Here is a 22,097-nt window from a genome sequence, read left to right on the forward strand (position 1 = left end):
CCATAAAAATAAAATCAAAGGTACCTTGCGATGCACAATCAGATTGTCAGCTTTCGCGCGGCACTCGACGCCCGTCCGGTGTCGCGTTATCAGTGGTTGATTCTCTTGTTGCTGGCGCTGCTGCTGGTGACCGACGGCTACGACGCCCAGGTGCTGGGTTACGTGGTGCCGGCGCTGGCCCAGGATTGGGGGTTGGAGAAGGCTGCATTCGGCCCGGTGTTCAGCGCCAACCTGCTGGGGCTGACCTTGGGGTCGTTGCTGGTCACGCCGCTGGCGGATCGGTTCGGCGTGCGGCGCATCCTGCTTGGCTGCGTACTGATCTACGCCACGCTTACGGTGCTGATGGTATTTGCCAATTCGCTGAACACGCTGATGGCCGCGCGGTTTATCTGCGGCATCGGCATGGGCGGCGCGATGCCCAGCGCGATGGCTTTGATGTCGGAATACTCGCCGCCGCGCCTGCGCACGTTGATGGTGACGTTGGCGGCGTGTGGCTTCTCGTTCGGCGGCGCAGCCGGCGGGTTTGTGGCGGCGGGTTTCATTGAAGGCTTCGGGTGGCAGGCGGTGTTCCTGGCGGGTGGCGTGACGCCGTTGCTGTTGTTCCCGTTTCTGGTGTGGCTGTTGCCGGAATCCTTGCCGCGTTTGCTGCGTGATGCGCCGCCCTATGCTCGGCTGCAGAGCGTTACGTCACGCATGCTGCCGGGCTGGCAACCACCGGCAGCGACCGAGGCCAAAAACCCGCAGGAGCAGGGCAGCAAACTGACGGTGGTGGAACTGTTTCGCAACGGCTACGCGCGCCCGACGCTGCTGATCTGGGCGACCTTTTTTGTCAGCTTGATCCTGCTGTATTTCATGATCAGTTGGTTGCCGTCGCTGCTGTTGGAAAGTGGCTTGGCGTTGAAAGAAGCCAATCTGGTGACTTCGATGTTCCTGTTCGCCGGCACCTTGGGCGCCATCGGCATGGCCTGGTTCGCCGACCGCTTGAAAAGCAAAGTGCGGCTGTTGTCCGGCGTGCTGGCCGCGGCTGCGGTGTGCACCCTGCTGCTCGGCCTGAACCATGACAACCCGCGTTACCTGGTGGCCTGCGTGTTCGCGGCCGGGTTTTGCATCATCGGTGGTCAACTGACCCTCAATGCCTTCGCCAGTAACTTCTACCCGGCACACGTGCGCGCCACCGGAACGGGCTGGGCGCTGGGCGTGGGGCGTTTTGGTTCAATCCTGGGGCCGCTGTTTGGCAGTATGTTGCTGGCGATGCATATTCCGGTGCAGCAGATTTTCTTTTTCTGTGCGATACCGGCGGTGATCGCAGCGTTGTTGATCATTCAGGTGCGTTCGCCGGGTGCTGAAGGACCGAAGAGCCCGCTGTCTGGGGATATTCTCAAAGCGCCGCAGGCTTAGTGCACCACTGAGTTGGGCGGCAGGTGGCCCAGGCGTTCGGTCAGGCGCAGGCGTTGGATCGGATCTTCGCTGAGCATCAGCGCGTGTTCCAGGTCGAAGCGTTCGGCGTTGGGGCAGTCCAGGCGCTGATACAGGCTGGCACGTGCCAGGTAATCGGCGGCGCTGGCGTTGCCCAGTTCCAGCACGCGTTCGGCGTCAATCAGGGCTTGGAGTGGGGCGTCGTTGGAAAGGTGCAATTGCCTCAAGTTGCGTGACAACCGTTGCAGGATCGAACGCGGGTCGGCTGTGTGGAGGTGATCGGCTTGCAACTTGAGGTTGGGGCCGTATTGGCGCTGCAACAGGTCGCGGCAATCGTTCGGGTAGAGGCGCCGGCCGCCGCAGGGATCCAGCAGGTGATCGGCGCCGGGGACTCTTAAAAGGAAATGGCCGGGGAAATTCACGCCGACCATGGGGATCTCCAGGCGGCGCGCCAGCTCAATGGCGATCAGCCCCATGGCCAGGGGTTGCCCGCGTTTGCGCTGCAAGACCTTGTCCAGCAGGGCTGCGGCGGGGCGCAAGGGCGTGAATTCATCCTGGGCAAATCCCAGGTCATTCAAGCGCCGCAATAGCGGCTGGCCCAGTTCATCCGCCGGCAACAGCGGCATGCCCAGGCTCACCTGTTGTTGCAGCAAGGTCAGTTCCTGCAGGATCTGCAAGGGCTTCACGGCCGGATCATGCTCGGCAGCAATCCACAACGCCGCTTCAAACAGCGCGGGTGGGGAGCGTTCCAGGCAGGCGAAAAAAGCTTTGCGGGGATTCATTGCATTCTCCGGCAGATGCCCCCGTTTTAGCCTTGCTGGGAATTTTCGTCCAGTGGCTTGGGAAATATCCTGCGTGCTTATGTCGCAAGACCTGTGAAATCGGACGGCTTATTCCAGCCTGGTCCGGCAGTTTTCTGCCGCAAGCCTATACTTGGCCCACTACCAGAAGTGATTCGGGAGCTTGACGATGTTTGCTCTCATGCACAGCACCCGCCTTGAATCGCTGCACTTGAGCGTCGACCCGGCCACCGGGCTGAAGGCGGTCATCGCTATCCATAACAGCCGCCTGGGGCCTGCCCTCGGTGGCTGTCGCTACCTTTCCTACCCCGACGACGAAAGTGCCGTGGCCGATGCCGCGCGCCTGGCCCAAGGCATGAGCTACAAGGCGGCCTTGGCCGGTTTGCCGGTGGGCGGGGGCACCGCCGTGATCCTGCGTCCCGGCCACGTAGAAAGCCGTGCCGCATTATTTGAAGCCTTTGGTCGATGCGTTGAGCAACTCGACGGCCGTTACATCACCGCCGTCGACAGTGGTACTTCAGTGGCGGACATGGATTGCATCGCCCAGCATACCCGCTATGTCACCAGCACCACCGCCGCAGGCGACCCATCGCCCCATGCCGCCATGGGCGTGTTCGCCGGCATCCGTACCACCGCCATGGCGCGCCTGGGCAGCGACAACCTCGAAGGCCTGCGCGTGGCCATCCAAGGGCTGGGAAATGTGGGCTACGCCTTGGCCGAACAACTGCATGCCGCCGGAGCCGAACTGCTGGTAAGCGACATCGACCACGGCAAGGTGCAACTGGCCATGGAGCAGTTGGGCGCGCACCCCATCGCCAACGACGCGTTACTGAGCACGCCGTGCGACATCCTTGCGCCTTGTGGCCTCGGCGCCGTGTTCAACCGCCAGAGCGTCGGCCAATTGCGTTGCGCCGCTGTGGCCGGTTCTGCCAGTGCGCAATTGACTCATCTGGACAACGCGGATCAATTGGAGGCACGCGGCATCCTCTACGCCCCCGACTACGTGATCAACTCCGGTGGCCTGATCTACGTCGCGCTGAAGCACGGCGGAGCGGAACTGCCAACGATTACCGCGCACCTGTCCAACATTGGCACGCGCCTCACCGAGATCTTCGCTCACGCCCAGGCGGAAAAACGCTCACCCGCACGGGTGGCGGATGAGCTGGCCGAGCGTTTGCTGTACCGCTGATACACCGATCAGAGTTGATACTTCTCACGCACCAGTGAGCCGACCCCCATGCGGTCCAGAATGTGCATCGGACACAGGAGCGTGACGCGGACGGTCCCCGGCAGCCGACTGATTTCAATCGAGCCGTTAAGCGTTGCGCGGTTGCGCACCTCATCCATCGACAGGCCCGTGACGGCCGCTGCGCGCTCCAGGCCGTTTTCCGTCGCTAAGTTGAGGTCGGCGCCACTGCCGATAAAAGTAATGGGTCCGTTGTCTTCTATCTCGAACTGCCCCCAGCGCTCGCCCAATGCCTTGACATGCAACCGTTGCTCGGCAGTCATCGGACGAGCCATGGGCGGCAGGTCATCAAGGTTTTGCAGCAGGATCGGGCCGTCGAGTGACAACCCCTTGATCACATGGGCGGTCAGTTCGGTTTCACCCGATACATCGGTGGCATGCCCGGCAATTTCGCCGTTGCCTTGCTGGGCGTGCATATCGCCCATGTAAACCCCGGCGCCGGGGACTCTCACCGGGCAAATCAGCACGCAACCTTCACGTACCGAGTTAGTGTCCATATGCCCGTCGGTTTTCGCGGCATGCAGTTGGTCATGGGTCATGCCGTAGCGATGGGGCGCGCCGACCAGGTACTGACCGAAGTCGGCACAGTTGTGGGAGTCCGGCAGATCCCGTGAAGGCGTGGTGCCAATATTGCCCAGGAACGGCCGCATGTGCGCGGCAAGGCCGGGGATATCGGCGCGGGCCAGGGACAGAATCGAATGCTGGGCGGACATCTGCGGCAACGCCGCCATATCCGGTGCCTGGCCGGCGAGGCGGTCGGCTACCAACTGGTTCACGGTCAGGCTCAGCTGATGCTCGGCATCGAACACGATGACGTAGCCATGGCTGAAACGAAATGCGCTGACCTCCGCCCCGCAGGCGTTGCAACGAATGGCGTCGGCGCCGATGCCGTCGACATGGCTGGCGGGATGCTCCTGCCCACAGTTGGAACAGAACTTGGCGACAAAGGGATCGCCATGATAACGCCCCTCAACAAAACGCATGACACCGGACGAAGTGGCCAGAGACGTCACGCGCATGCGTTTGATCTTCAGGGCCACGGCGTCACCGACCTCTGCGCCGGCGATGAATACGGGTTGAGTCACCTCATGGCCACCCTCAAATGCGGGCGTGATCATTGGGCCCCAACACCCCGGCGGAGTACCGGTGATAAGCGTGCCGCCATCGGCGAGCGGGCCGAGCATCTTCTGGCTGGGGCCGATGAGGCCATTGGTGTAGGTGTTGACGATCAGGCGATCAACCGGTGCTGAGTGGTGCATTTTTATTCTCCGGGTCCTATGTGATTGAACCTTCGGTCACGGCGTATTGATCAGGGAAGGTTCAGGCAGGCCCAGTAGACCGGTGTTTTGTATCCCGAATATGTCGCGCGGGTGCGCTAATACACAGTGGTACATAACGATGGGAGAGGAGGGTTTGTAACTGCAAAAATCCTGATAGGGTTCTGTGGGCTGGCGCTTTGAGGTGCTTGCTCAGCTATCGTTTTCCTACTTGCTGCGGAGAATATTCATGTCCAATCAAGCAACAGCGCATTCCGTAACGTTCAAGCGTCCGGACGGCGCCGAGGTCAATGGCTACCTGGCCAGCCCGGCTGTGCAGGAAGGGGCGCCGGCCATCGTATTGATTCAAGAGTGGTGGGGGCTGAACGAGCAGATCAAGGGCGTGGCCATCCGCCTGGCCGAGTGCGGTTACCGGGTGCTGGTGCCGGACCTTTATCGCGGCGCCTCGACCGTGGAAGAGGAAGAAGCCCATCACCTGATGGACAGCCTGGATTTTGGCGATGCGGTATCCCAGGACATCAAGGGCGCGGTGCGCTACCTGCAGGCCGACTCGCAAAAAGTGGGCGTGACCGGCTACTGCATGGGCGGGGCGTTGACGCTGTTGGCGCTCAATGCAATTCCGGAGCTGGCTGCGGGTGTGGTCTGGTATGGCTTCCCACCGCTTGAATATCTGGATGCGGCAAAAATCAAAGCACCGCTGATTGGCCATTGGGGCACACAGGATGCTTTTTTCAATATCGACACTGTCGCGGAGCTGGAGTCAACGCTGCACGCGGCAGGTGTGGACGCTACCTTCTACCGTTACCTGGCGCGCCATGCCTTTGCCAACGAAACAGCGATCGGCAACGGCCGTATCCCCGACACGCAATACGACGCCGCGTGGTCGCAACTGGCGTGGGACCGCACGTTGACCTTCTTCGGCAAAACCCTGTGGCAGGCGTAAGGTGTAAATAGCTTTCGGTAAAACTATGAGTTGCCGGTCTGCCTGAACCTGTTGGTTCACCCTGAATCAACGGAGGCGGGCCGGCCTCCTTACTCTGCCTCTGGCTGCCCGATCTCGGCCAGGGCGCTGGCGTTGTTCTTGAACGCTGCTGCAAAGGCGGCGCGGTTCTTGGCCATGAAAATACCGGCGTCTTCTGCCTGCTTTTCAGTCAAGCCTTCCACGTTTTTCAACAGGACATCCATCAGAGACTCTGCCAGTTCAAGCATCTGGTCGTGTGCGTCGGCAAGTTTGCGATCCACGAATGTAGTCTCCAAGTCGCGGGTACTGCGATACAGGGTTTCAACAGCCATTTTTTGGCCTCGTCATCAGGGTGCAGTAGTGAAGGGGAGTAGCCCTTGTGTTCGGGTGTTTCTGGATAGCTGTATTTATATACAGTAAAAAGGTTAAGCCAAACCATCGCGTTTGGATAGCAGTTTTTTAATGTAGCCCGTAAATACAGGTTTGGAGTGCCTCATGTCACCCCGCCACCATCTCATACCTGCCCCTGGCCTTTTTTCTGCATGCAGAACAACCGTCACGTCCAACCCGCATTATCCGGTCGAGTCGACCTAAGGAAGCATCATCGTGAAGATCAATTGGGCCGAAAGGCTACGCCAGCAAGTGCACGGGCTGGCCGAGTCCCTGGGGAATCTGTTCGTCGAGTCGTTCCACTACCTGGCGTTGTTCGCCATTGGTGCGGTGACGGCCTGGGCGGCGGTGATGGAGTTTCTGGGGATGTTGGAGAACGGGCACATCAAGATCGATGACATCTTGCTGTTGTTCATCTATTTGGAGCTGGGTGCGATGGTCGGCATTTACTTCAAGACCAACCACATGCCGGTGCGGTTCCTGATCTACGTGGCGATCACCGCGCTGACGCGCCTATTGATCTCCAACGTGTCGCACCACAACCCGCCGGACGTGGGAATCATCTACCTGTGCGGTGGGATTCTGCTGTTGGCGTTCGCGATTCTGGTGGTGCGTTATGCCTCCTCGGCGTTCCCTTCGGTGAAGGTCGAAGGCCCGCGTCGCAAGGGCGAGGCGAGCCTGGAAACCGAGAAGGGCGAACTTTAAAGCCCAACGCTGAACGGCAGGGCGCGGGTGGGCGGTCGCTGCAGGACCTTGTGATCGCCATCCGTCATCACCGCCAGGATCTCCATGGCGCTGTGGCCCTGCTCGATGGCAATACCGAACTGGATACTTTGCACCAGGCGTTTGAGGCGCTCTGGATCATTGCGCTGTTCGGCGCTGATCATGCGCTTGGCCACTACGCCTTGTTCGTTGGAGAGGGTCAGCATGATGCTGCCGTCCAGCCGTTGTATGCTCAAGTTGACGCGGTATTCAGGGGTGAACGTGTCGGTGATGATCTGAAAAGGATTGTCCATGGTGCGTACCGCCTGATAAGAACATGCAGTCATTGACGACCGGTGTCGGGATTAGTTCGCGTCTCCTGACCATCGGCCACTCCGTCGCTGAGGTTTTCACAAGGTCCGTTTCCCTCCACAGCTGTACAGCAAAGGCCGTGCCGCATAAGGCGCCGAGCCGTTATTGCGGGACATGAAAAAGGCGAACCGAGGTTCGCCTTTTTGTTGGGTGATCTATTTCAGGGCAGTACCGAGAAAACGATCGCAGACAGCGCAATCAACCCAATCACTACGACAAATACATTCGACACCTGGCCTGAATACTGGCGCAAGGATGGCACGCGACGAATGGCATACATCGGCATCAGGAACAGCAGGCACGCGATGATCGGCCCGCCCATGGTTTCAATCATGCCCAGGATGCTTGGATTGAAGGTGGCCACGGCCCAGCAGGTCAGCACCATGAACAGCGCCGTGCAGCGTTCCAGCCATTTGGCCGACATCGAACGGTTGCGCCCGCGCAGTGATTTGACGATCAGGCCCTGGAAACCTTCGCTGGCACCGATGTAGTGGCCGAGGAAGGATTTGGTGATGGCCACCAGCGCAATCAACGGCGCGGCGTAGGCGATCACTGGGGTCTGGAAGTGGTTGGCCAGGTAGGACAGGATCGAGATGTTCTGCGCCTTGGCCGCTGCCAGGTCAGCTGGCGACAGTGCCAGTACGCAGCTGAAGCAGAAGAACATCACGGTCAGCACCATCATGCCGTGGGCGGTGGCCAGGATGCCGCTGCTTTTGCGCTCGGCCTGTGCGCCGTACACGCGTTTCTGGTCGACGGCGAAGGCGGAGATGATCGGCGAGTGGTTGAAGGAAAACACCATCACCGGAATCGCCAGCCATAGGGTTTTGAGGAACAGCGGCATGGGCATGCCATCACCGGCGGAGGCGAAGAACGCGCCGTTCCAGTTGGGGATCAGGCTGACGGCCAGCAACAGCAGTGCCGCGACGAATGGATACACCAGCACGCTCATGGCCTTGACGATCACGCCCTGGCCGCAGCGCACGATGGCCATCAGGCCAAGAATCAGCACCAGCGACAGGATCGCCCGAGGCGGTGCGGTCATGTGCAGTTGGTGTTCCATGAAACTGCCCAGGGTGTTGGTCAGCGCCACGCTGTACACCAGCAGGATCGGGAAGATGGCGAAGAAATACAGCAGGGTGATCAGCTTGCCCGCACCGACGCCAAAGTGCTCTTCGACCACTTCGGTGATGTCGCCGGATCTGCCTGACAGCACAAAGCGCGTTAGCCCACGGTGGGCGAAGAAGGTCATCGGGAAGGCCAGCAGGGCCAGTACGATCAACGGCCAGAAGCCGCCGACGCCGGCATTGATCGGCAGGAACAACGTGCCGGCGCCGATGGCGGTGCCGTAGAGGCCCAGCATCCAGGTGGTGTCGTGTTTGGTCCAGCCGGTGGTCACGGTTGTTGCTGTAGCAGCAGGATTTTCAGCAGCAGGTGTACGTACATCGGTCATCGGTATTGCCTCGTTATTATTTTTGCGCGGGCTCACGTAGGGGGCGGGTAGAAGTGCTCCGATCAGCACTCCACCCAGCTGACCGCCAGGCCGCCCCGTGAAGTTTCTTTGTATTTGTCATGCATATCGGCGCCGGTATCACGCATGGTGCGGATCACCCGGTCGAGAGAAATGAAATGTTTGCCGTCACCGCGCAGGGCCATTTGCGTCGCGTTGATCGCCTTGACCGCTGCGATGGCATTGCGCTCGATGCACGGCACTTGCACCAGGCCGCCGACCGGGTCGCAGGTGAGGCCGAGGTTGTGTTCCAGGCCGATTTCGGCGGCGTTTTCCAGTTGCTCGGGGGTGGCGCCAAGGATATCGGCCAGGCCCGCAGCGGCCATGGCGCACGCCGAACCGACCTCGCCCTGGCAGCCGACTTCGGCGCCGGAGATCGAGGCGTTTTTCTTGCAGAGGATGCCGACGGCGGCGGCGGCCAGGAAGAAATTGACCACATCGTCGTCAGACGCGTCGGCGTTGAACTTCATGTAGTAATGCAGCACCGCCGGGATGATTCCTGCCGCGCCGTTGGTCGGTGCGGTGACCATGCGCCCACCGGCCGCGTTTTCTTCGTTGACGGCGAGGGCGAACAGGTTGACCCACTCCATGGCCGACAGGGTCGACGTGATGACATTCGGCTTGCCGATTTCCAGCAGGCTGCGGTGCAATTTCGCCGCGCGACGGGGCACGTCCAGGCCGCCTGGCAAGATGCCTTCATCGCGCAGGCCCTGCTCCACGCATTCACGCATTACCGACCAGATGTGCAACAGCCCACTGCGGATGTCGGCGTCGCTGCGCCACGCGCGTTCGTTGGCCATCATCAGCTCGGAAACCCGCAGGCCGTGCTTGTTGCACAAGGCCAGTAGTTCTACGGCGCTGGAAAAGTCGTAGGGCAATTCCACATCGCTGGTCGGCGCAATGCCCGAGGCCGCTTCCGCCGCTTCGATGATGAAACCGCCGCCTATGGAGTAATAGGTTTGCTCGCTCAGCAGGCCGTTTTCGCCGTACGCGTGCAGGGACATGGCGTTCGGGTGGTAGGGCAGGCTTTCGTCCAGCAGTAGGAGATCGTGCTTCCAGTTGAAGGCAATGTCCTGCTGACCTGCGAGAAGCAGTCGGCCGGATTCGCGCAGTTGCTGGATGCGTGCGTTGATCGAGGTGGGGTCGACCCGGTCCGGCCATTCGCCCATCAGGCCCATCACGCAGGCGCGGTCGGTGGCATGGCCGACGCCGGTGGCGGACAGCGAACCGTACAGGCGCACTTCTACACGGCGAGTGTCGCTCAGCAGGTGTTGGTCGATCAGGACCTGGGCAAAGGTCGCCGCCGCCCGCATCGGACCGACGGTGTGGGAGCTGGAAGGGCCGATGCCCACTTTGAATAGATCGAAAACACTGATAGCCATGCTAAAGCCTTACAAGCAATGGAGTAGAAATCGCTGCCATGTTTTGTAGAGCGAGCGGAATTGGCGCGATACTGAGCCTCTGGATCGGCACTGACCAACGAATTATCCTAAGACACCCTTTAGCAGGACTAAACACTATGACCCGGCCCATTCATGGCCAGACGTATGTCTGGCTGCACGTTTTTTCCTGTGCTGCGCGGCATTTGTCGTTCACCCGCTGCGCCGAGGAACTGCACATCACGCCGGGCGCGGTAAGCCAGCAGATCCGCCAGTTGGAGGAGCGCTTGGGATTCCGCTTGTTTCATCGGCGCGCGCGGGGGGTGGAGCTGAGTGCAGAGGGACAGCGATTGGCGACAACGGTGGGCGAGGCCTATGGCAGCATCGCCGCGGAGTTGCAGCGCCTGGACGCGGGAATGATCAGCGGCACCCTGCGCCTGCGCTCGATCCCGTCGTTTCTCGGCAAGTGGCTGACCCCTCGGTTACCGCGTTTGCAGCAGCGCTTTCCGGATATCCAATTGCGTATGGTCGCCGAGGACAGCAGCATCGCCTTGCATGAGGGCGACTTCGACCTGGCCATCGACTTGAACGACGGCAGCTACCCTGGCTTGTTATCCACAGCCCTGTTGGACGAACAAATCTTTCCGGTCTGCGCTCCGAGCCTGCTGCGCGGCCGGCCACCGCTGCATGGCCCCGCCGACCTGGTGCATTTCCCACTGCTGCACGACATCACTGCCTGGCGTGGGAGTTATGAGTACGCCGAGTGGGAGTTTTACCTGAATGCTATCGGCTATCACCATGCCGACGTGCGCCGTGGCCATACCTTTAACCGCAACCACCTGACTATCGAAGCCGCGATCGCCGGCATGGGCGTGGCCATTGCGCGGCGCACCTTGCTCAACGATGAGCTGGAGCGTGGCACCTTGATCGTGCCCTTCGGCCTGGCCGTGCCTAACCACAAACGTTACGTGTTGCTGTATGCGCCAGGCGCACTGAGCCATCCGGGCGTGCGCGCGGTGCATGATTGGCTGGTTGAAGAGGCGGGGATTTTCCGCGGATTGCACCCGTTGGGAGAGGGGCAATTGTGAGGTTGGCTGGGCGTAAGAACATGTAACTAACTCCCTACCCTAACAGCGTTTTTGCTCGTAGTCAGACTTAATTTGTAATGTGGGATTTATCTTTGCAAAGGGGTTGAATTGTTCTGCTGACTGCTCAATTGTGTAGTCAAGAGGTCATGGTTTCACCGACCCGGTGTTGCAGTTGTGACCTCTCGCGAGCTAGCTGAAATAAGGGAAGAACTATGCAAATCCAAGTCAATAGCGATAACCATATTGAAAGCAGCATCCGACTGGAGGAGTGGGTACGTACTACCATTGAGAGCACGCTCGAACGTTACGAGGAAGACCTGACCCGAGTGGAGGTCTACCTGCGGGATGAGAACGGCGACAAGCCCGGTCCCCACGATTTAAGTTGCCGCCTGGAAGCGCGGCCAAAAGGCCATCAGCCAGTGTCGGTACTGCACAAGGCCGATACCCTGGAACAGGCGATCGACGGTGCGGCGACCAAGCTGGACCATGCGTTGGAACATCTGTTCGGCAGACTGCAAGGTAAGCCACGCGCTGCCGGGAAGAGTCAGCCGACCACCAAAGTCAACGAAGATGAGCTTGAGCAGGAGTTTCTGGAAAAAGAACGCGCCGTGTTCAACGGCTGATAGTTTTCTCACGCTCCACTAAAAACGGGCCTGCATTTGCAGGCCCGTTTTCGTTTACTGGCTGCGTCGGAAGAAATACCTGCTCAACCACGCCAACCCACCTGCACCCAGGCCCGCGTAAAGCATGGCCCAACCGATGCCATGTCGCAGGGCTGCCTGGGCATCGGTGAATGCCGGACCCACTGATGCTCCCAGCTTGCCCGCCGCGATGTTCTGGCTGATGGCCGGCCACTCCAGCACAGAGCTGTCGGGCAGTACAGCTGCCAACTGATGGCTGATCCCCAACAGCAGCACCAACCCCATCAACGCGATGTTGAGTGCGAGGGTAATCAATCGTGCGCTGAGGTCGATGCCTGACGCCATGCCCGCACGGTCGGCCGAGACTGCACCGGTGGTGGTATTGGTGGTGGGGGAGTTGGTCAGCGCCAATCCCACCCCTGCAATGATGCAACTGATCAGCACCAGCACGATGCTCGGTTGCGCCACCGCATTGGCGGCGGCCATGCTCAGGAAGCCTGCGCCCATCAAGCCCAGTCCACACGGGATGACGCGCTCGGCACCGTAACGCAGGGCCAGGCGCTCGGCCACGGGAGGTATTAGCAAAGTGGGCAAGGTGTAGGCGAGCAAGGCGCCGCCCGTGGTCACGGTGTCGTAACCAAGCCCAGCCTGGAAGTACAAGGGCAAGTAGATCATGAACGGCCAAAAACTGAAGTTCATGCCGATCGAACCCATCAGTGCGCCGTTGAAACGCTGGATGCGGAACACCGAGAAATCGAACATTGGGTGAGGGCTACGCCGCTCGACAACAATGAACAGCAGCAGCCCGGCTACCGCCAAGCCCGCCCAGCCGAGCATGGGCGGTGTGCCAAAGCCGTTTTCAGTACCCTGGGTGATGAAATAGACCAGCGCAAACACCGACAGCGTCAGGGTTAGCATGCCCGCGATATCGAGGTGATGTGCAGCGGGATCCCGCGATTCCTGCACACTGATCCGCAGCAGCACCAGTGTGAACAGAGTCAGCGGTACATGTACGAGGAACACCCAGCGCCAGTCTGCGACCGCCAGGATCAACGCCCCCACGATGGGCCCAAAGCCCAGGCCCACTCCAGCAATCACGCCCCATATCGCGAACGCCCGCGCCCGTGCCGCCGGTTCGCGGAACAGGTGCGACAAGATCGCGAACTGGCAGATCATCATCGCCCCGGCGCCGATGCCTTGGACGAAACGCGCCGCGATCAGTGTGGTGGCATTGTTCGCCAGCCCACAGGCCAGGGAGGCCAACCCGAACACCCACAGACACAGCACCAGCATGCGTCGGCGGCCAAAGCGATCGGCCAGTGTGCCGGCAGCCATCAGTACGCTGGTGCAAGCCAGGGTGTAGGCGTTCATGATCCATTGGGCGTCTTGGAATCCAGTGCCCAATTGGTTTTCCAGGGTCGGCAGGATGACCGGCACGCTGGAAATTTCCAGGCCGAACATCAGGGCGACAAGGCACACGGCGGTCAGCGCAAGACCGTTTCTGGCCGTGCGCCGGGTATTGGCGACCGATAACGTGACGGCGGGTGGCATGGGACTCTCCTGTCGATAGGGTATCGGGCTATTTTCAGGGGAATCGAGTTCCTTATTCGTGATAAGTTTTCCACTCATAAGGGAATCAAGGGCGACAAACCGCACCATGACCACGCCACGTTTTGACGGTGTCGAACTCTTTCTGCAGATCGTCGAGAGCGGCAACCTGACCGAAGCCGCCGAACGGCTGAACCTGACGCGCTCCGCCGTGGGCAAGGGCCTTGCGCGACTCGAGGCGCGCTTGGGCACCTGCCTGTTGCAACGTTCTACCCGGCGCCAGCGGTTGACCGAGGACGGCCAGGCTTACTACGAACATTGTTTGCGCGCGCTGGCTGAGCTGGAGGCCGCCGAGTCGGTACTGGAAAGCGGCCGACAACTGCCTCGCGGGCGTTTGCGGGCAAGCCTGCCGCTGGCTTTCGGGCACCACTATGCGGCGCCCGCGCTGTGGGGCTTGATGGCGCGTTATCCGCAGTTGGAGATCGAGATCAGCTTCGCCGACCGGTTGGTGGACCTGGCCCAGGAGGGCTTCGATATCGCCGTGCGGATCGGTCCGTTACCCGATACTGACCGCCTCAGCGCACGGCGCCTGGGCGAGCAGTCGGTGGGGCTGGCGGCTTCACCGACGTACTTGCAGCGCGTCGGGCCGATTGCATGCATCGAAGACCTTGCCGGCCATCGCGGCATCGCCTACCGCAGCAACACCCCGCACCGCAATCGAGTGGCTTCACCGCTGATGATGGATGACCTGCAGGCCGTGGCCGATGCCGCCATCGCGGGTGTGGGCCTGGCCTGGTTGCCGAGTTGGTTGATTGCCCACTACGTGCTGCGTGGGCAATTGCAGGCGGTGCTGCCTGACTATCGTGAGCAACCCGCCCCGATCCATGTCATCTGGCCGACGGCCACGCACATGCCGGCCAAGACGCGTTGTGCAATCGACGCGTTGGTGGCCGGCACCCCGTCCTGCCTGGCGGGCAGTTGATCAGAACGCGATGGACGTCTGCACATACACCGTGCGCGGCTCGCCCACGTATTTGCCCTTGTTGTTATCGTCGAACGAGCGCGTGAAGTATTGGGTGTTGAAGATGTTTTTCACACCCACTGCCACATTCAAGTCCGACAGCTGCGGGCCGAAGTCATAGGCCGCACGGCTGCTGAACAGCATGTAGCCAGGGATGCGTCCGTTGGCGCCGTCGGCGGTTTCTCTCTCGGTGTTGGCGTTGTCGGCGAACTGGCTGCTCTGGTAGCTGCTGTCCAGGTTGAGCTTCCAGCGGCCTTCGGTGTAGCCCACGCCGAGGGTGCCTTTGTGCTTGGAGGAGAAGGGCACGCGGTTGCCTTTGTTCGGGCCGTCTTCGCGAATGGTGGCGTCGACGTAGGCGTAGGTGGCATACACATCGAACCCTGCCAGCGCCGGGCTCAAACCATCGAGCGCGTAATTGATGCTGGTCTCGATACCCTGGTGACGGGTTTCGCCACGGGCAATTACCGAGTCATTGGTCTGGTTGCTTTCGTATTGGTTGTCGAAGTTGATCAGGAACGCGCCGATTTCCGCACGCAAGGTGCCGTCGTCGTAGCGGGTACCCAATTCCCAGGTACGGGCTTTTTCCGGTTTCACTTCGCCGCTGGTCACGCGGTTCGGCATCTGGCTGTACTGCACGCTGCCGAACGAACCTTCGGTGTTGGCGTAGAGGTTCCAGTTGTCGGTGAGGTGGTAGAGCACATTTAGCGCCGGCAGCGCGGTGTTGTAGTCGCCTTTGTATTTGACGTTGGTCAGGTTGTTGGTCTGCTGGGACTCGATCATCTCGTAGCGAACGCCAGGCGTGATGGTCCATTTGCCGATATCAATCCGGTCATCGATGAAGAACGCATTGGCTTCGGTGCCGCCACGGGTGTCGCGGTCGTTGCGGCTGTTGGTAGTGGGAATCTGCTGGTTGGCGGCAATCGGCGTGCGGTAACGCAGCTCGTGGCCGGCCTCGTTGATGTATCGGTAGCCGACGCCCACTTCGTGGCTGGTCGGGCCCAAGTCAAAGCCTTGGGCGAAGCGGGTCTCGATGCCACGCACCCAGTATTCACGCGGGGACAACGAGAGGAATGTGCCCTGGTCCAAGTAACCGCTGCGCAAGGTCTTGGTGAAGAAACTGTTCACAGTGAATTCGCGGCGGTCCTGCTCATAACGATAGCCGACGTTGAACATCGTACGGCGGCCCCAGAATTTGTCGTAGGGGCGGGTGGACTGGTAGGGATCCGCTTTGTAGTCCGCGACGTTCAAGCCACCCGGCATATCGGCCTGGCCTTCGTAGTACTGCGCCATGGCGTTGAAGCTGTTGGCGTCATCCAGTTGGTATTTGCCCTTGAGGATCAGGTCGTCGATGCGCGTGTTGCTGTTCTCGCGCCAGTCACCACCACGGGTGCCGGAGTACAGAATCGCGCCGCCCAGGCCGTTGTCGGCGGTGCCGCCGGCCAGCAGGTTGCCGGTGGTCTTGAAGCCGTCGTGGCTGGAGGATGGGCTGGTTTCGGTCTGCAAGCCGCCTTTGACCGTGGGCGCATCCGGGATCGCGCGGGTCACGAAGTTGACCACGCCGCCGACGTTCTGCGGGCCGTAGCGCACCGCACCGCCGCCGCGCACCACGTCGACCGCGTCCATATTGCCCATGCTGATCGGCGCAAAGGAAAGCTGCGGCTGGCCGTAGGGCGCGAACGGCACCGGAATGCCGTCCATCAGCACCGTGGAGCGCGACGCCAGGCGTGGGTTGAGGCCACGAATGCCGAAGTTCAGTGCCATGTCGTGGCTGCCGGTGCCGTTGTTGTCCGGGGCGTTGACGCCGGGAATGCGGTTGAGCACGTCCTTGGCCTGGGTGGCGCCCTGGCGTTCGAACTCTTCACGGCGGATCACATCGCGGGCGCCGGGGTGTTCGAACACATTGGTTTGCGCCGCGTCGCCCAGCCAGTCGCCGACCACGCTGGAGGTGCCCAACTCAATGCTGGCCGGTGCAGTGGCCGGTTGCAGGCTGTAGGCATTGTCGCCTTCGGCACGGGCTTGCAGGCCGGTGCCCTCAAGCAGTTTCTGCAGGCCGTCCGCGGCGCTGTAGTTGCCGGACAAACCACTGCTCTGCATACCCGCCGTCACTTCGGAACCGAAGGAGATCAACACGCCGGCTTCGCGGCCAAACTGGTTCAGTGCAGCTTCCAGCGACGTCGGGGCGATGTGATAGGGCTTGGCGTCGGCCGCCATCACCGGGGGCAGCACGGTCAGACTGAGGCTGGCGCCGAGTAGGAGTTGGCGCAAGGTGCGGGCAAGAAGCGTCGGTTGCTGGGGCATGAAGAGCGGTCCTGAGAAGGAAGGATCAAGGTGGCTTTCCTTCTCTGTCACGCGAGGGGTGGAAAACGGCTCACCGTTTTTTGAATTAATTTCAGGCGCGTGCCTGCACGGTCACCCAGTAGCGGGTGAAGCGTCGCACCTTCACCGGCAGGCTCACTTCCAGCAGGTCGAGAATGCGTTCGCTGTCGTCCAGCGGGTAGCTGCCGGAGATCAGCAGGTTGGCCACCTGTGGGTCGCAATTGACTTGGCCACGGCGATAACGTCCGAGTTCGCCGAGGAAATCTTCCAGGCGCATGTGGGCAGCGACCAGCATGCCGTCGGCCCAGGCGCCGCTGTTGGCGTCGGTGGCACGCGGGGTGTCCCAACCTTTTCGTGTGAAGTTGACCTGGTGCGCGGCCTGGACGCTCAGCGGCAGGCCGGTGTAGGTGTTGGGCATGACCTCGACGTGACCGTCGAGTACCGCCATTTGGGTGTGATCGTTGAACTGCCGCACATTAAAACGCGCCGCCTGGCTAGTGAGCAGGCCTTGGCCGGTCAGCACTTGCAGCGGTGTACTGCCCGCAATACCGGTCAGCAGGATCTCGCCTTCAAGCAGGCGGATCAGCCGCTGCTGGCCATCAAAATGCACATCCACCGCGCTGCCGGTGTTGAGCTGCAACTGGCTGCCGTCGGCCAATTGCACCTTGCGTCGCTGGCCAACGGGGCTGCGGTAATCGGCGATCAACGGCGGCAGGATATGTTGCTGGCGCAGGCTCCAGGCGGCAGCGGAACCTGCGCCGAGGATCAACAGCAATTTCAACGCCTGGCGACGGCTGGTGGAAGTTGGCGCATTCAACGCCGCATGGGCCAGGGGCGAGGGCATGCCGCGCAGGCGCTGATTGACGCGCTGCATGTGGTCCCAGGCGCGCTGGTGTTCGCTGTGGGCGTTCAACCACTGCTGCCAGGCGGCTTGCTGGCGTGGGTTGAGTGCGCCTTGCTGCATTTCCATCAGCCAGTGCACGGCTTGTTCGGCGACTTGGGTGGAGAAGTTCATAGGGCGAAATAGCAGCGCATGGCCGCTTTGCTCAGGTGGCGTTTGACGGTGGCGATGGAAATGCCCAGTTCAGCGCCGATTTGTGCGTAGGTCAGGCCATCGAGTTGGGCCAGCAGAAAGGCCCGCTTCACCTGGACGGGCAGGCCGTCGAGCAGTTGGTCCAACTCCACCAGGGTTTGCAGGATGATTGCGCGTTCTTCTTCCGACGGTGCAACGTGCTCGGGCATCTGCGCCAAGGCGTCGAGGTAGGCGCGCTCCAGGTCCTGGCGGCGGTAGAAGTTGAACAGCACGCGCTTGGCGACCGTGGTGAGGAACGCGCGGGGCTCGATCAGCGTGGGTGTTTCTCGCGCGGTGAGCACGCGGATGAAGGTGTCCTGGGCCAGGTCGGCGGCGCTTTCCGGGCAGCCGAGCTTGCGTCGCAACCAGCCGGTGAGCCAGTGGTGATGGTCGTTGTACAACACTTCGACGGTATTGGACGGGCTCAATGCGAACACTCCACAAGCATCGGCATGCTTTAGAGAACAAGAATTGTTCGCATTGTAGGGCTCGCGACGGGCTTCGGCAATCCGTCGGGGCAGGTCTTTCATCCGTTCTGTTTTGCTTATGAGAATATTTATCATTAATATTGCGGCCTGATGAACCTGGCGCCTCCCGCATGAAAAGCAAAACCTCGCTGCCTGTCTCCTATCGCCTCTCCGTCACCTCGCGCGTGCTGGCTGCCGTGGTGGGTGGTTATCTGATGGCTTCCCTGGCCAGTATCTGCCTGGCGCTATGGATGCCCACGTCGCGCGCCGATGCGGTGATCACCGGGATGATGAGTTCATTTGTGTTCTACCTGCTCGCCGTGCTCTGGTGTTTCGCCTGCCGCAGCGCACCCCGCGCCTGGTTTGGCGTGATGTTGCCAAGCGCGGTATTTGCCACCCTGGCGGGTGTGGGCTTCTGGATGGCACGCACATGAAAGAGGGTTTCCGCCAGGCCATGGCCTGGTTGCACACCTGGGCAGGGCTGATCTTTGGCTGGCTGCTGTTTGCGATTTTCCTGACGGGCACCTTGGCGTATTTCAAGGATGAGATCAGCCACTGGATGCAGCCTGAAGTGCAGGCCCATCCGCTGGACGATGCGCGCAGCCTGACGGTCGCCCAGACCTATCTGCAGCAAGTCGCGCCGACCGCTGCGCGTTGGTTTATCACTCTGCCAGACAGCCGCGATCCTGGTTTGTCGGTGATGTGGCAAGACAAAGTCGACCCCGGCCGACGCGGCAATTTCATCCAGAAAACCCTCGACCCTGTTACCGGCCAGGCTGTGGAAGCCCGTGAAAGCATGGGCGGCGATTTCTTCTACCGCTTTCACTTCCAGCTGCAAATGCCTCACCCGTGGGGCCGCTGGCTGTCGACGATTGCCGCGATGGTGATGTTCGTCGCCTTGATCACCGGCATCATCACTCACAAGAAAATCTTCAAGGACTTCTTCACCTTCCGGCCCCGCAAAGGCCAGCGTTCCTGGCTCGACGGGCATAACGCGGTGGGAGTTCTGGTGCTGCCGTTCCATTTGATGATCACCTACAGCAGCCTGGTGATCTTCATGAGCATGGTGATGCCGGCGCCGATTCTTGCTTCCTATGGCGGCGACACCCGCGCCTTTTTCAGCGAGGTATTCCCGAACACCAACAACGCGCCGGCGCTGGGCCAGCCTGGAAAACTGTTACCGCTGGTGCCGATGTACGAGCAAGCGCGGGCGCAGTGGGAAGGTGGCCATGTGGGGCGCGTGGCGGTCAATAATCCCGCCGATATGAACGCCTCGGTCAATGTGTTTCGCGCGGGTTCCGATAGCGTGGTGCACGATTTCGGCAGCACCGTTTCCTTCAATGGCACCACCGGCGAGCTGGTGCGGGTGAATGGCGGGCAGTCGCTGCCGGCAGCCATCGGCGGCAGTTTCTACGGCCTGCACATGGGCCATTTCGCCGGTCCGGTGTTGCGCTGGTTGTACTTCATCTGTGGCTTGGCGGGCACGGCAATGATCGGCACCGGGCTGGTGATCTGGCTCGGCAAGCGTCAGCTCAAACATGCCAAGGCTGCGGTAATGCCGTTTGAGTTGCGCTTGGTGGAAGTGCTGAACATCGCCAGCATGTCCGGGTTGATGATCGCCATCGCCGCATATTTCTGGGCCAACCGTTTATTGCCGGTGAGCTTTGCCGACCGTTCCGATTGGGAAGTGCAAACCTTCTTTATTGCCTGGGGCCTGAGTCTGTTGCACGCGATCCTGCGTCGTGGCCGCCAGGGTTGGGTCGAGCAACTGAGCTTCGGCGCGCTGCTGTTTATCGCCATTCCACTGCTCAACGCGTTGACCACATCGCACCACCTCGGTGTTTCGTTGGCAACCGGCGATTGGGCCATGGCTGGCTTTGATCTGACCTGTCTGGCCAGCGGCGTATTCCTTGGCTGGGCCGCCTGGAAGATGCAGCGTCGCACCGCGCCGGCGCCTAAAGCTCAGCGCGCACGCCCGCTGGCGCTGAAGCAGGAGGCGAACTGAATGCTGCTCGCACTGCTGATGTGCTACGCCGGGTTCACCGCACTCTGCCTGTCCACTGACCGTCACCACGGCGAGTTGCTGCACAGCAAACCCACGCCTCGTCGGCGCCTGGGTTTGCGGGTGATCGGTTGGTTGCTGCTGGTGGTGTCGATCTGGCCGGCGGTGGATGTCGCCGGTTGGGGCCAGGGCCTGGTGGAGTGGTGCGCCGTGTTGATGCTCAGCGCATTGCTGCTGGTGCTGTTGTTGCCGTACCGGCCAAGGCTGGCCTTGATCCTGGCGGGCATTGGTCTGCTCGCCAGTCCTGTTGCAGCCTTCGCCACCCTCTGAGCCCGCCCATGATGATCAGCACGCCACCCGAATCCCAGGACAGCCAGCACGCTGACGCGGCAGGTGGGCGTGCGCATTTCCTGCAGGTGTTTTTATCCCAGCGTTCGCAGATGGAAGCCTTGGTGAGTCGCCGCGTGGGGTGTCGCGCCACGGCGGCCGACCTGGTGCAGGACCTATTCCTGCGTTTCTGGCGCCGGCCGCTGGTGCAGGTCGAGGAGCTCAGCACCTACCTGCTGCGCTGCGCCGGCAATATCGCCATCGACCACCTGCGCAGCGAAGGTGCACGGGTGCGCAGCAGTGAAGGCTGGCTGCCCGAACAGCAAGACAACCAAGGTTCCGAACCCCAGGCAGCATTGGAAGCCGGCAATGACCTGCGCCACGTCGAAGCCGCCTTGCGCAGCCTGCCCGAGCGCACGCGCCAGATTTTCCTGCTCAACCGCATTCACGGTCGCAAGTACGCGGAAATCGCCAAGGTCATGGGCCTGTCCCAAAGTGCCGTGGAAAAACATATGATGCGTGCCCTTGAAGCCTGCAAAGCCAGCCTTCGCGAACCATCGCCCCCACGCACGCCAGGGAAAGCAACGTGAACGCCACCCCCACGCCCGCCCAGGAACAAGCCGCACTGGCCTGGCTGAGCCTATTGCATGATCAGCCCAGCAGTGGCGACCAAGCCACTTTCAGTCAGTGGTTGCGGGCTGATCCGGCGCACGTTGAGGCCTATTCCCAGGCCCAGGTGCTCTGGGAATTGAGCGAAGTGCCGGCACGCCAGCTGGCGGATGAAGAGGCGTTGGCGTTGCAGGGCTACCTCAATGCGATGACCACCTCGAAGCGTTCACGGGTGGTGCGTTGGTCCGGCGCCTTGGCGATGGCTGCGTGCCTATTGCTGATGGTATCCATGGGGGCCGGCTGGCAGCCGTCACGCTGGGTCGATGATCTCGGTGCCGACTACGTGACGGCGCCGGGTGAAGTCAAAACCGTCACGCTGGCCGATCAATCCCAGGTGACCCTCGATGCTGACAGCGCCATTGCCGTGGACTTCAGCCGTGGCGAGCGCCACATCCAGTTGCGTCGAGGTGCCGGTTTTTTTAGCGTGACCCACACCGGGCAATCCTTTGTGGTGGAGGCGGGCAGCGGTGAGGCGCGGGTGCTGGGGACGCAATTCGAAGTGCGCCTGCAACCGGCAGGCGCTCAGGTGACGGTGTTGTCCGGGCGGGTGGGCGTGACGCCGTCCAAACAGGGCCAGCAGCAAATTCTTACAGCGGGTCAGCAAGTGGCCTACGCCGAGGGTGTTGCGGACCCTCTGCACGCGGTAGACAGTGAATCGCGCCTGGCCTGGCGCGACGGTTGGCTCAACTACTACAAGGCGCCGTTGGCGGACGTGGTCAAGGACCTGGGTCGCTACTACCCCGGCCGCATCCTGTTGCTCAACGAAGAGATGGGCGCCAAGCGCGTCAGCGGGAGCTTCCCGAGCAAGGACCCGCAAGCGGTGTTGAATGCGTTGCAGGCCGTGCTCGGCTTTGAGCAGCACACATTATTGGGGCGGATGATCGTGGTGCGCTGAT

The 22,097-nt window shown here is 61.3% G+C and carries 22 protein-coding genes; 12 read left to right on the forward strand and 10 right to left on the reverse strand.

The features are described from left to right. Positions 1 to 30: 30 nt before the first annotated feature. Entirely contained in the window at positions 31 to 1,398 is a 1,368-nt protein-coding gene (locus tag RB216_RS05030) for an MFS transporter (RefSeq protein WP_308908381.1), read from the forward strand. Here the strand turns inward: RB216_RS05030 and RB216_RS05035 are convergent. Further along, positions 1,395 to 2,198: a SirB1 family protein gene (locus RB216_RS05035; RefSeq protein WP_068937373.1), complete on the reverse strand. Its 804-nt coding sequence runs from the start codon at positions 2,196 to 2,198 to the stop codon at positions 1,395 to 1,397. The two genes, RB216_RS05030 and RB216_RS05035, sit on opposite strands and share 4 nt — an antisense overlap. A 187-nt stretch (positions 2,199 to 2,385) precedes the next feature. Between RB216_RS05035 and RB216_RS05040 the strand changes: the two genes are divergently transcribed. Next, positions 2,386 to 3,405, forward strand: a complete 1,020-nt coding sequence (locus tag RB216_RS05040; protein WP_028618962.1) for a Leu/Phe/Val dehydrogenase — start codon at positions 2,386 to 2,388, stop codon at positions 3,403 to 3,405. A gap of 8 nt (positions 3,406 to 3,413) precedes the next feature. Here the strand turns inward: RB216_RS05040 and RB216_RS05045 are convergent, their stop codons facing one another. Then, positions 3,414 to 4,721 (reverse strand): acetamidase/formamidase family protein, encoded by a 1,308-nt coding sequence (locus RB216_RS05045; protein ID WP_122554853.1) that lies wholly within the window; start codon positions 4,719 to 4,721, stop codon positions 3,414 to 3,416. Between the two features lie 247 nt (positions 4,722 to 4,968). On the opposite strand from RB216_RS05045, the gene RB216_RS05050 reads away from it, so the two are divergent. Continuing rightward, positions 4,969 to 5,682, forward strand: coding sequence for a dienelactone hydrolase family protein (locus RB216_RS05050; protein WP_068937371.1), 714 nt, complete (start codon positions 4,969 to 4,971; stop codon positions 5,680 to 5,682). A gap of 89 nt (positions 5,683 to 5,771) precedes the next feature. Here the strand turns inward: RB216_RS05050 and RB216_RS05055 are convergent, their stop codons facing one another. Then, positions 5,772 to 6,032: a YebG family protein gene (locus RB216_RS05055; RefSeq protein ID WP_016978245.1), complete on the reverse strand. Its 261-nt coding sequence runs from the start codon at positions 6,030 to 6,032 to the stop codon at positions 5,772 to 5,774. 274 nt (positions 6,033 to 6,306) lie between these two features. On the opposite strand from RB216_RS05055, the gene RB216_RS05060 reads away from it, so the two are divergent. Then, entirely contained in the window at positions 6,307 to 6,795 is a 489-nt protein-coding gene (locus RB216_RS05060) for a phosphate-starvation-inducible protein PsiE (protein ID WP_016978246.1), read from the forward strand. Here the strand turns inward: RB216_RS05060 and RB216_RS05065 are convergent. The 3 genes from RB216_RS05065 to RB216_RS05075 form a co-directional block, all read right to left on the reverse strand. After that, entirely contained in the window at positions 6,792 to 7,106 is a 315-nt protein-coding gene (locus tag RB216_RS05065) for a DUF3509 domain-containing protein (RefSeq protein WP_028618965.1), read from the reverse strand. The two genes, RB216_RS05060 and RB216_RS05065, sit on opposite strands and share 4 nt — an antisense overlap. Positions 7,107 to 7,324: 218 nt before the next feature. Further along, positions 7,325 to 8,614 carry a serine/threonine transporter gene (locus RB216_RS05070; protein WP_068937370.1) on the reverse strand — a complete coding sequence of 430 codons (1,290 nt, stop codon included), beginning with the start codon at positions 8,612 to 8,614 and terminating at the stop codon, positions 7,325 to 7,327. Positions 8,615 to 8,676: 62 nt separating this feature from the next. After that, entirely contained in the window at positions 8,677 to 10,053 is a 1,377-nt protein-coding gene (locus RB216_RS05075) for an L-serine ammonia-lyase (protein WP_028618967.1), read from the reverse strand. A gap of 137 nt (positions 10,054 to 10,190) precedes the next feature. Here RB216_RS05075 and RB216_RS05080 point away from each other — a divergent pair, with 137 nt between their 5' ends. Together RB216_RS05080 and RB216_RS05085 are read left to right on the forward strand one after the other, a co-directional pair. Next, positions 10,191 to 11,138, forward strand: coding sequence for a LysR substrate-binding domain-containing protein (locus RB216_RS05080; protein WP_028618968.1), 948 nt, complete (start codon positions 10,191 to 10,193; stop codon positions 11,136 to 11,138). Positions 11,139 to 11,350: 212 nt separating this feature from the next. Next, positions 11,351 to 11,761: an HPF/RaiA family ribosome-associated protein gene (locus RB216_RS05085; RefSeq protein WP_028618969.1), complete on the forward strand. Its 411-nt coding sequence runs from the start codon at positions 11,351 to 11,353 to the stop codon at positions 11,759 to 11,761. A gap of 54 nt (positions 11,762 to 11,815) precedes the next feature. On the opposite strand, the gene RB216_RS05090 is transcribed toward RB216_RS05085, so the two are convergent. Beyond that, positions 11,816 to 13,330, reverse strand: coding sequence for an MFS transporter (locus tag RB216_RS05090; RefSeq protein WP_308908382.1), 1,515 nt, complete (start codon positions 13,328 to 13,330; stop codon positions 11,816 to 11,818). A 106-nt stretch (positions 13,331 to 13,436) separates the two neighbouring features. On the opposite strand from RB216_RS05090, the gene RB216_RS05095 reads away from it, so the two are divergent. Then, entirely contained in the window at positions 13,437 to 14,309 is an 873-nt protein-coding gene (locus RB216_RS05095; RefSeq protein ID WP_028618971.1) for a LysR family transcriptional regulator, read from the forward strand. On the opposite strand, the gene fecA is transcribed toward RB216_RS05095, so the two are convergent. The 3 genes from fecA to RB216_RS05110 all read right to left on the reverse strand — a co-directional run bounded on the left by fecA (position 14,310) and on the right by RB216_RS05110 (position 18,164). Beyond that, complete coding sequence (gene fecA, locus RB216_RS05100; protein ID WP_122686189.1) at positions 14,310 to 16,646, reverse strand: TonB-dependent Fe(3+) dicitrate receptor FecA; 2,337 nt, start codon at positions 16,644 to 16,646, stop codon at positions 14,310 to 14,312. 91 nt (positions 16,647 to 16,737) lie between these two features. Then, a complete protein-coding gene (locus RB216_RS05105; protein WP_068937365.1) occupies positions 16,738 to 17,679 on the reverse strand; it encodes a FecR domain-containing protein in 942 nt (313 codons plus the stop codon). Further along, positions 17,676 to 18,164, reverse strand: coding sequence for a sigma-70 family RNA polymerase sigma factor (locus RB216_RS05110; protein WP_028618974.1), 489 nt, complete (start codon positions 18,162 to 18,164; stop codon positions 17,676 to 17,678). The genes RB216_RS05105 and RB216_RS05110 overlap by 4 nt, the downstream gene beginning before the upstream one ends. Positions 18,165 to 18,334: 170 nt before the next feature. Here RB216_RS05110 and RB216_RS05115 point away from each other — a divergent pair, with 170 nt between their 5' ends. From RB216_RS05115 to RB216_RS05135, 5 genes are read left to right on the forward strand one after another with little or no spacing between them, the layout of a single operon-like run. After that, the gene (locus tag RB216_RS05115; RefSeq protein WP_028618975.1) at positions 18,335 to 18,637 is read left to right on the forward strand and encodes a DUF3649 domain-containing protein; all 303 of its coding nucleotides are present in this window, start codon (positions 18,335 to 18,337) and stop codon (positions 18,635 to 18,637) included. Then, the gene (locus tag RB216_RS05120; RefSeq protein WP_028618976.1) at positions 18,634 to 20,208 is read left to right on the forward strand and encodes a PepSY-associated TM helix domain-containing protein; all 1,575 of its coding nucleotides are present in this window, start codon (positions 18,634 to 18,636) and stop codon (positions 20,206 to 20,208) included. Before RB216_RS05115 ends, RB216_RS05120 begins: the two co-directional genes overlap by 4 nt. Further along, the gene (locus tag RB216_RS05125) at positions 20,209 to 20,535 is read left to right on the forward strand and encodes a DUF3325 domain-containing protein (protein ID WP_122686196.1); all 327 of its coding nucleotides are present in this window, start codon (positions 20,209 to 20,211) and stop codon (positions 20,533 to 20,535) included. Positions 20,536 to 20,543: 8 nt separating this feature from the next. Next, positions 20,544 to 21,122, forward strand: a complete 579-nt coding sequence (locus RB216_RS05130) for an RNA polymerase sigma factor (protein ID WP_028618977.1) — start codon at positions 20,544 to 20,546, stop codon at positions 21,120 to 21,122. Then, entirely contained in the window at positions 21,119 to 22,096 is a 978-nt protein-coding gene (locus RB216_RS05135) for a FecR family protein (protein ID WP_308908383.1), read from the forward strand. The genes RB216_RS05130 and RB216_RS05135 overlap by 4 nt, the downstream gene beginning before the upstream one ends. Position 22,097 lies beyond the last annotated feature (1 nt).

This window comes from Pseudomonas canadensis (assembly GCF_030980095.1).
Lineage (GTDB): Bacteria > Pseudomonadota > Gammaproteobacteria > Pseudomonadales > Pseudomonadaceae > Aquipseudomonas > Aquipseudomonas canadensis.

What these genes read in the sequence shown, in the direction of transcription:
- RB216_RS05030 (WP_308908381.1), top strand. Translation starts at nt 31, where the DNA reads ATGCACAATCAGATTGTCAGCTTTCGCGCGGCACTCGACGCCCGTCCG.
- RB216_RS05035 (WP_068937373.1), bottom strand. Translation starts at nt 2,198, where the DNA reads ATGAATCCCCGCAAAGCTTTTTTCGCCTGCCTGGAACGCTCCCCACCC.
- RB216_RS05040 (WP_028618962.1), top strand. Translation starts at nt 2,386, where the DNA reads ATGTTTGCTCTCATGCACAGCACCCGCCTTGAATCGCTGCACTTGAGC.
- RB216_RS05045 (WP_122554853.1), bottom strand. Translation starts at nt 4,721, where the DNA reads ATGCACCACTCAGCACCGGTTGATCGCCTGATCGTCAACACCTACACC.
- RB216_RS05050 (WP_068937371.1), top strand. Translation starts at nt 4,969, where the DNA reads ATGTCCAATCAAGCAACAGCGCATTCCGTAACGTTCAAGCGTCCGGAC.
- RB216_RS05055 (WP_016978245.1), bottom strand. Translation starts at nt 6,032, where the DNA reads ATGGCTGTTGAAACCCTGTATCGCAGTACCCGCGACTTGGAGACTACA.
- RB216_RS05065 (WP_028618965.1), bottom strand. Translation starts at nt 7,106, where the DNA reads ATGGACAATCCTTTTCAGATCATCACCGACACGTTCACCCCTGAATAC.
- RB216_RS05070 (WP_068937370.1), bottom strand. Translation starts at nt 8,614, where the DNA reads ATGACCGATGTACGTACACCTGCTGCTGAAAATCCTGCTGCTACAGCA.
- RB216_RS05075 (WP_028618967.1), bottom strand. Translation starts at nt 10,053, where the DNA reads ATGGCTATCAGTGTTTTCGATCTATTCAAAGTGGGCATCGGCCCTTCC.
- RB216_RS05080 (WP_028618968.1), top strand. Translation starts at nt 10,191, where the DNA reads ATGACCCGGCCCATTCATGGCCAGACGTATGTCTGGCTGCACGTTTTT.
- RB216_RS05085 (WP_028618969.1), top strand. Translation starts at nt 11,351, where the DNA reads ATGCAAATCCAAGTCAATAGCGATAACCATATTGAAAGCAGCATCCGA.
- RB216_RS05090 (WP_308908382.1), bottom strand. Translation starts at nt 13,330, where the DNA reads ATGCCACCCGCCGTCACGTTATCGGTCGCCAATACCCGGCGCACGGCC.
- RB216_RS05095 (WP_028618971.1), top strand. Translation starts at nt 13,437, where the DNA reads ATGACCACGCCACGTTTTGACGGTGTCGAACTCTTTCTGCAGATCGTC.
- fecA (WP_122686189.1), bottom strand. Translation starts at nt 16,646, where the DNA reads ATGCCCCAGCAACCGACGCTTCTTGCCCGCACCTTGCGCCAACTCCTA.
- RB216_RS05105 (WP_068937365.1), bottom strand. Translation starts at nt 17,679, where the DNA reads ATGAACTTCTCCACCCAAGTCGCCGAACAAGCCGTGCACTGGCTGATG.
- RB216_RS05115 (WP_028618975.1), top strand. Translation starts at nt 18,335, where the DNA reads ATGAAAAGCAAAACCTCGCTGCCTGTCTCCTATCGCCTCTCCGTCACC.
- RB216_RS05120 (WP_028618976.1), top strand. Translation starts at nt 18,634, where the DNA reads ATGAAAGAGGGTTTCCGCCAGGCCATGGCCTGGTTGCACACCTGGGCA.
- RB216_RS05125 (WP_122686196.1), top strand. Translation starts at nt 20,209, where the DNA reads ATGCTGCTCGCACTGCTGATGTGCTACGCCGGGTTCACCGCACTCTGC.
- RB216_RS05130 (WP_028618977.1), top strand. Translation starts at nt 20,544, where the DNA reads ATGATGATCAGCACGCCACCCGAATCCCAGGACAGCCAGCACGCTGAC.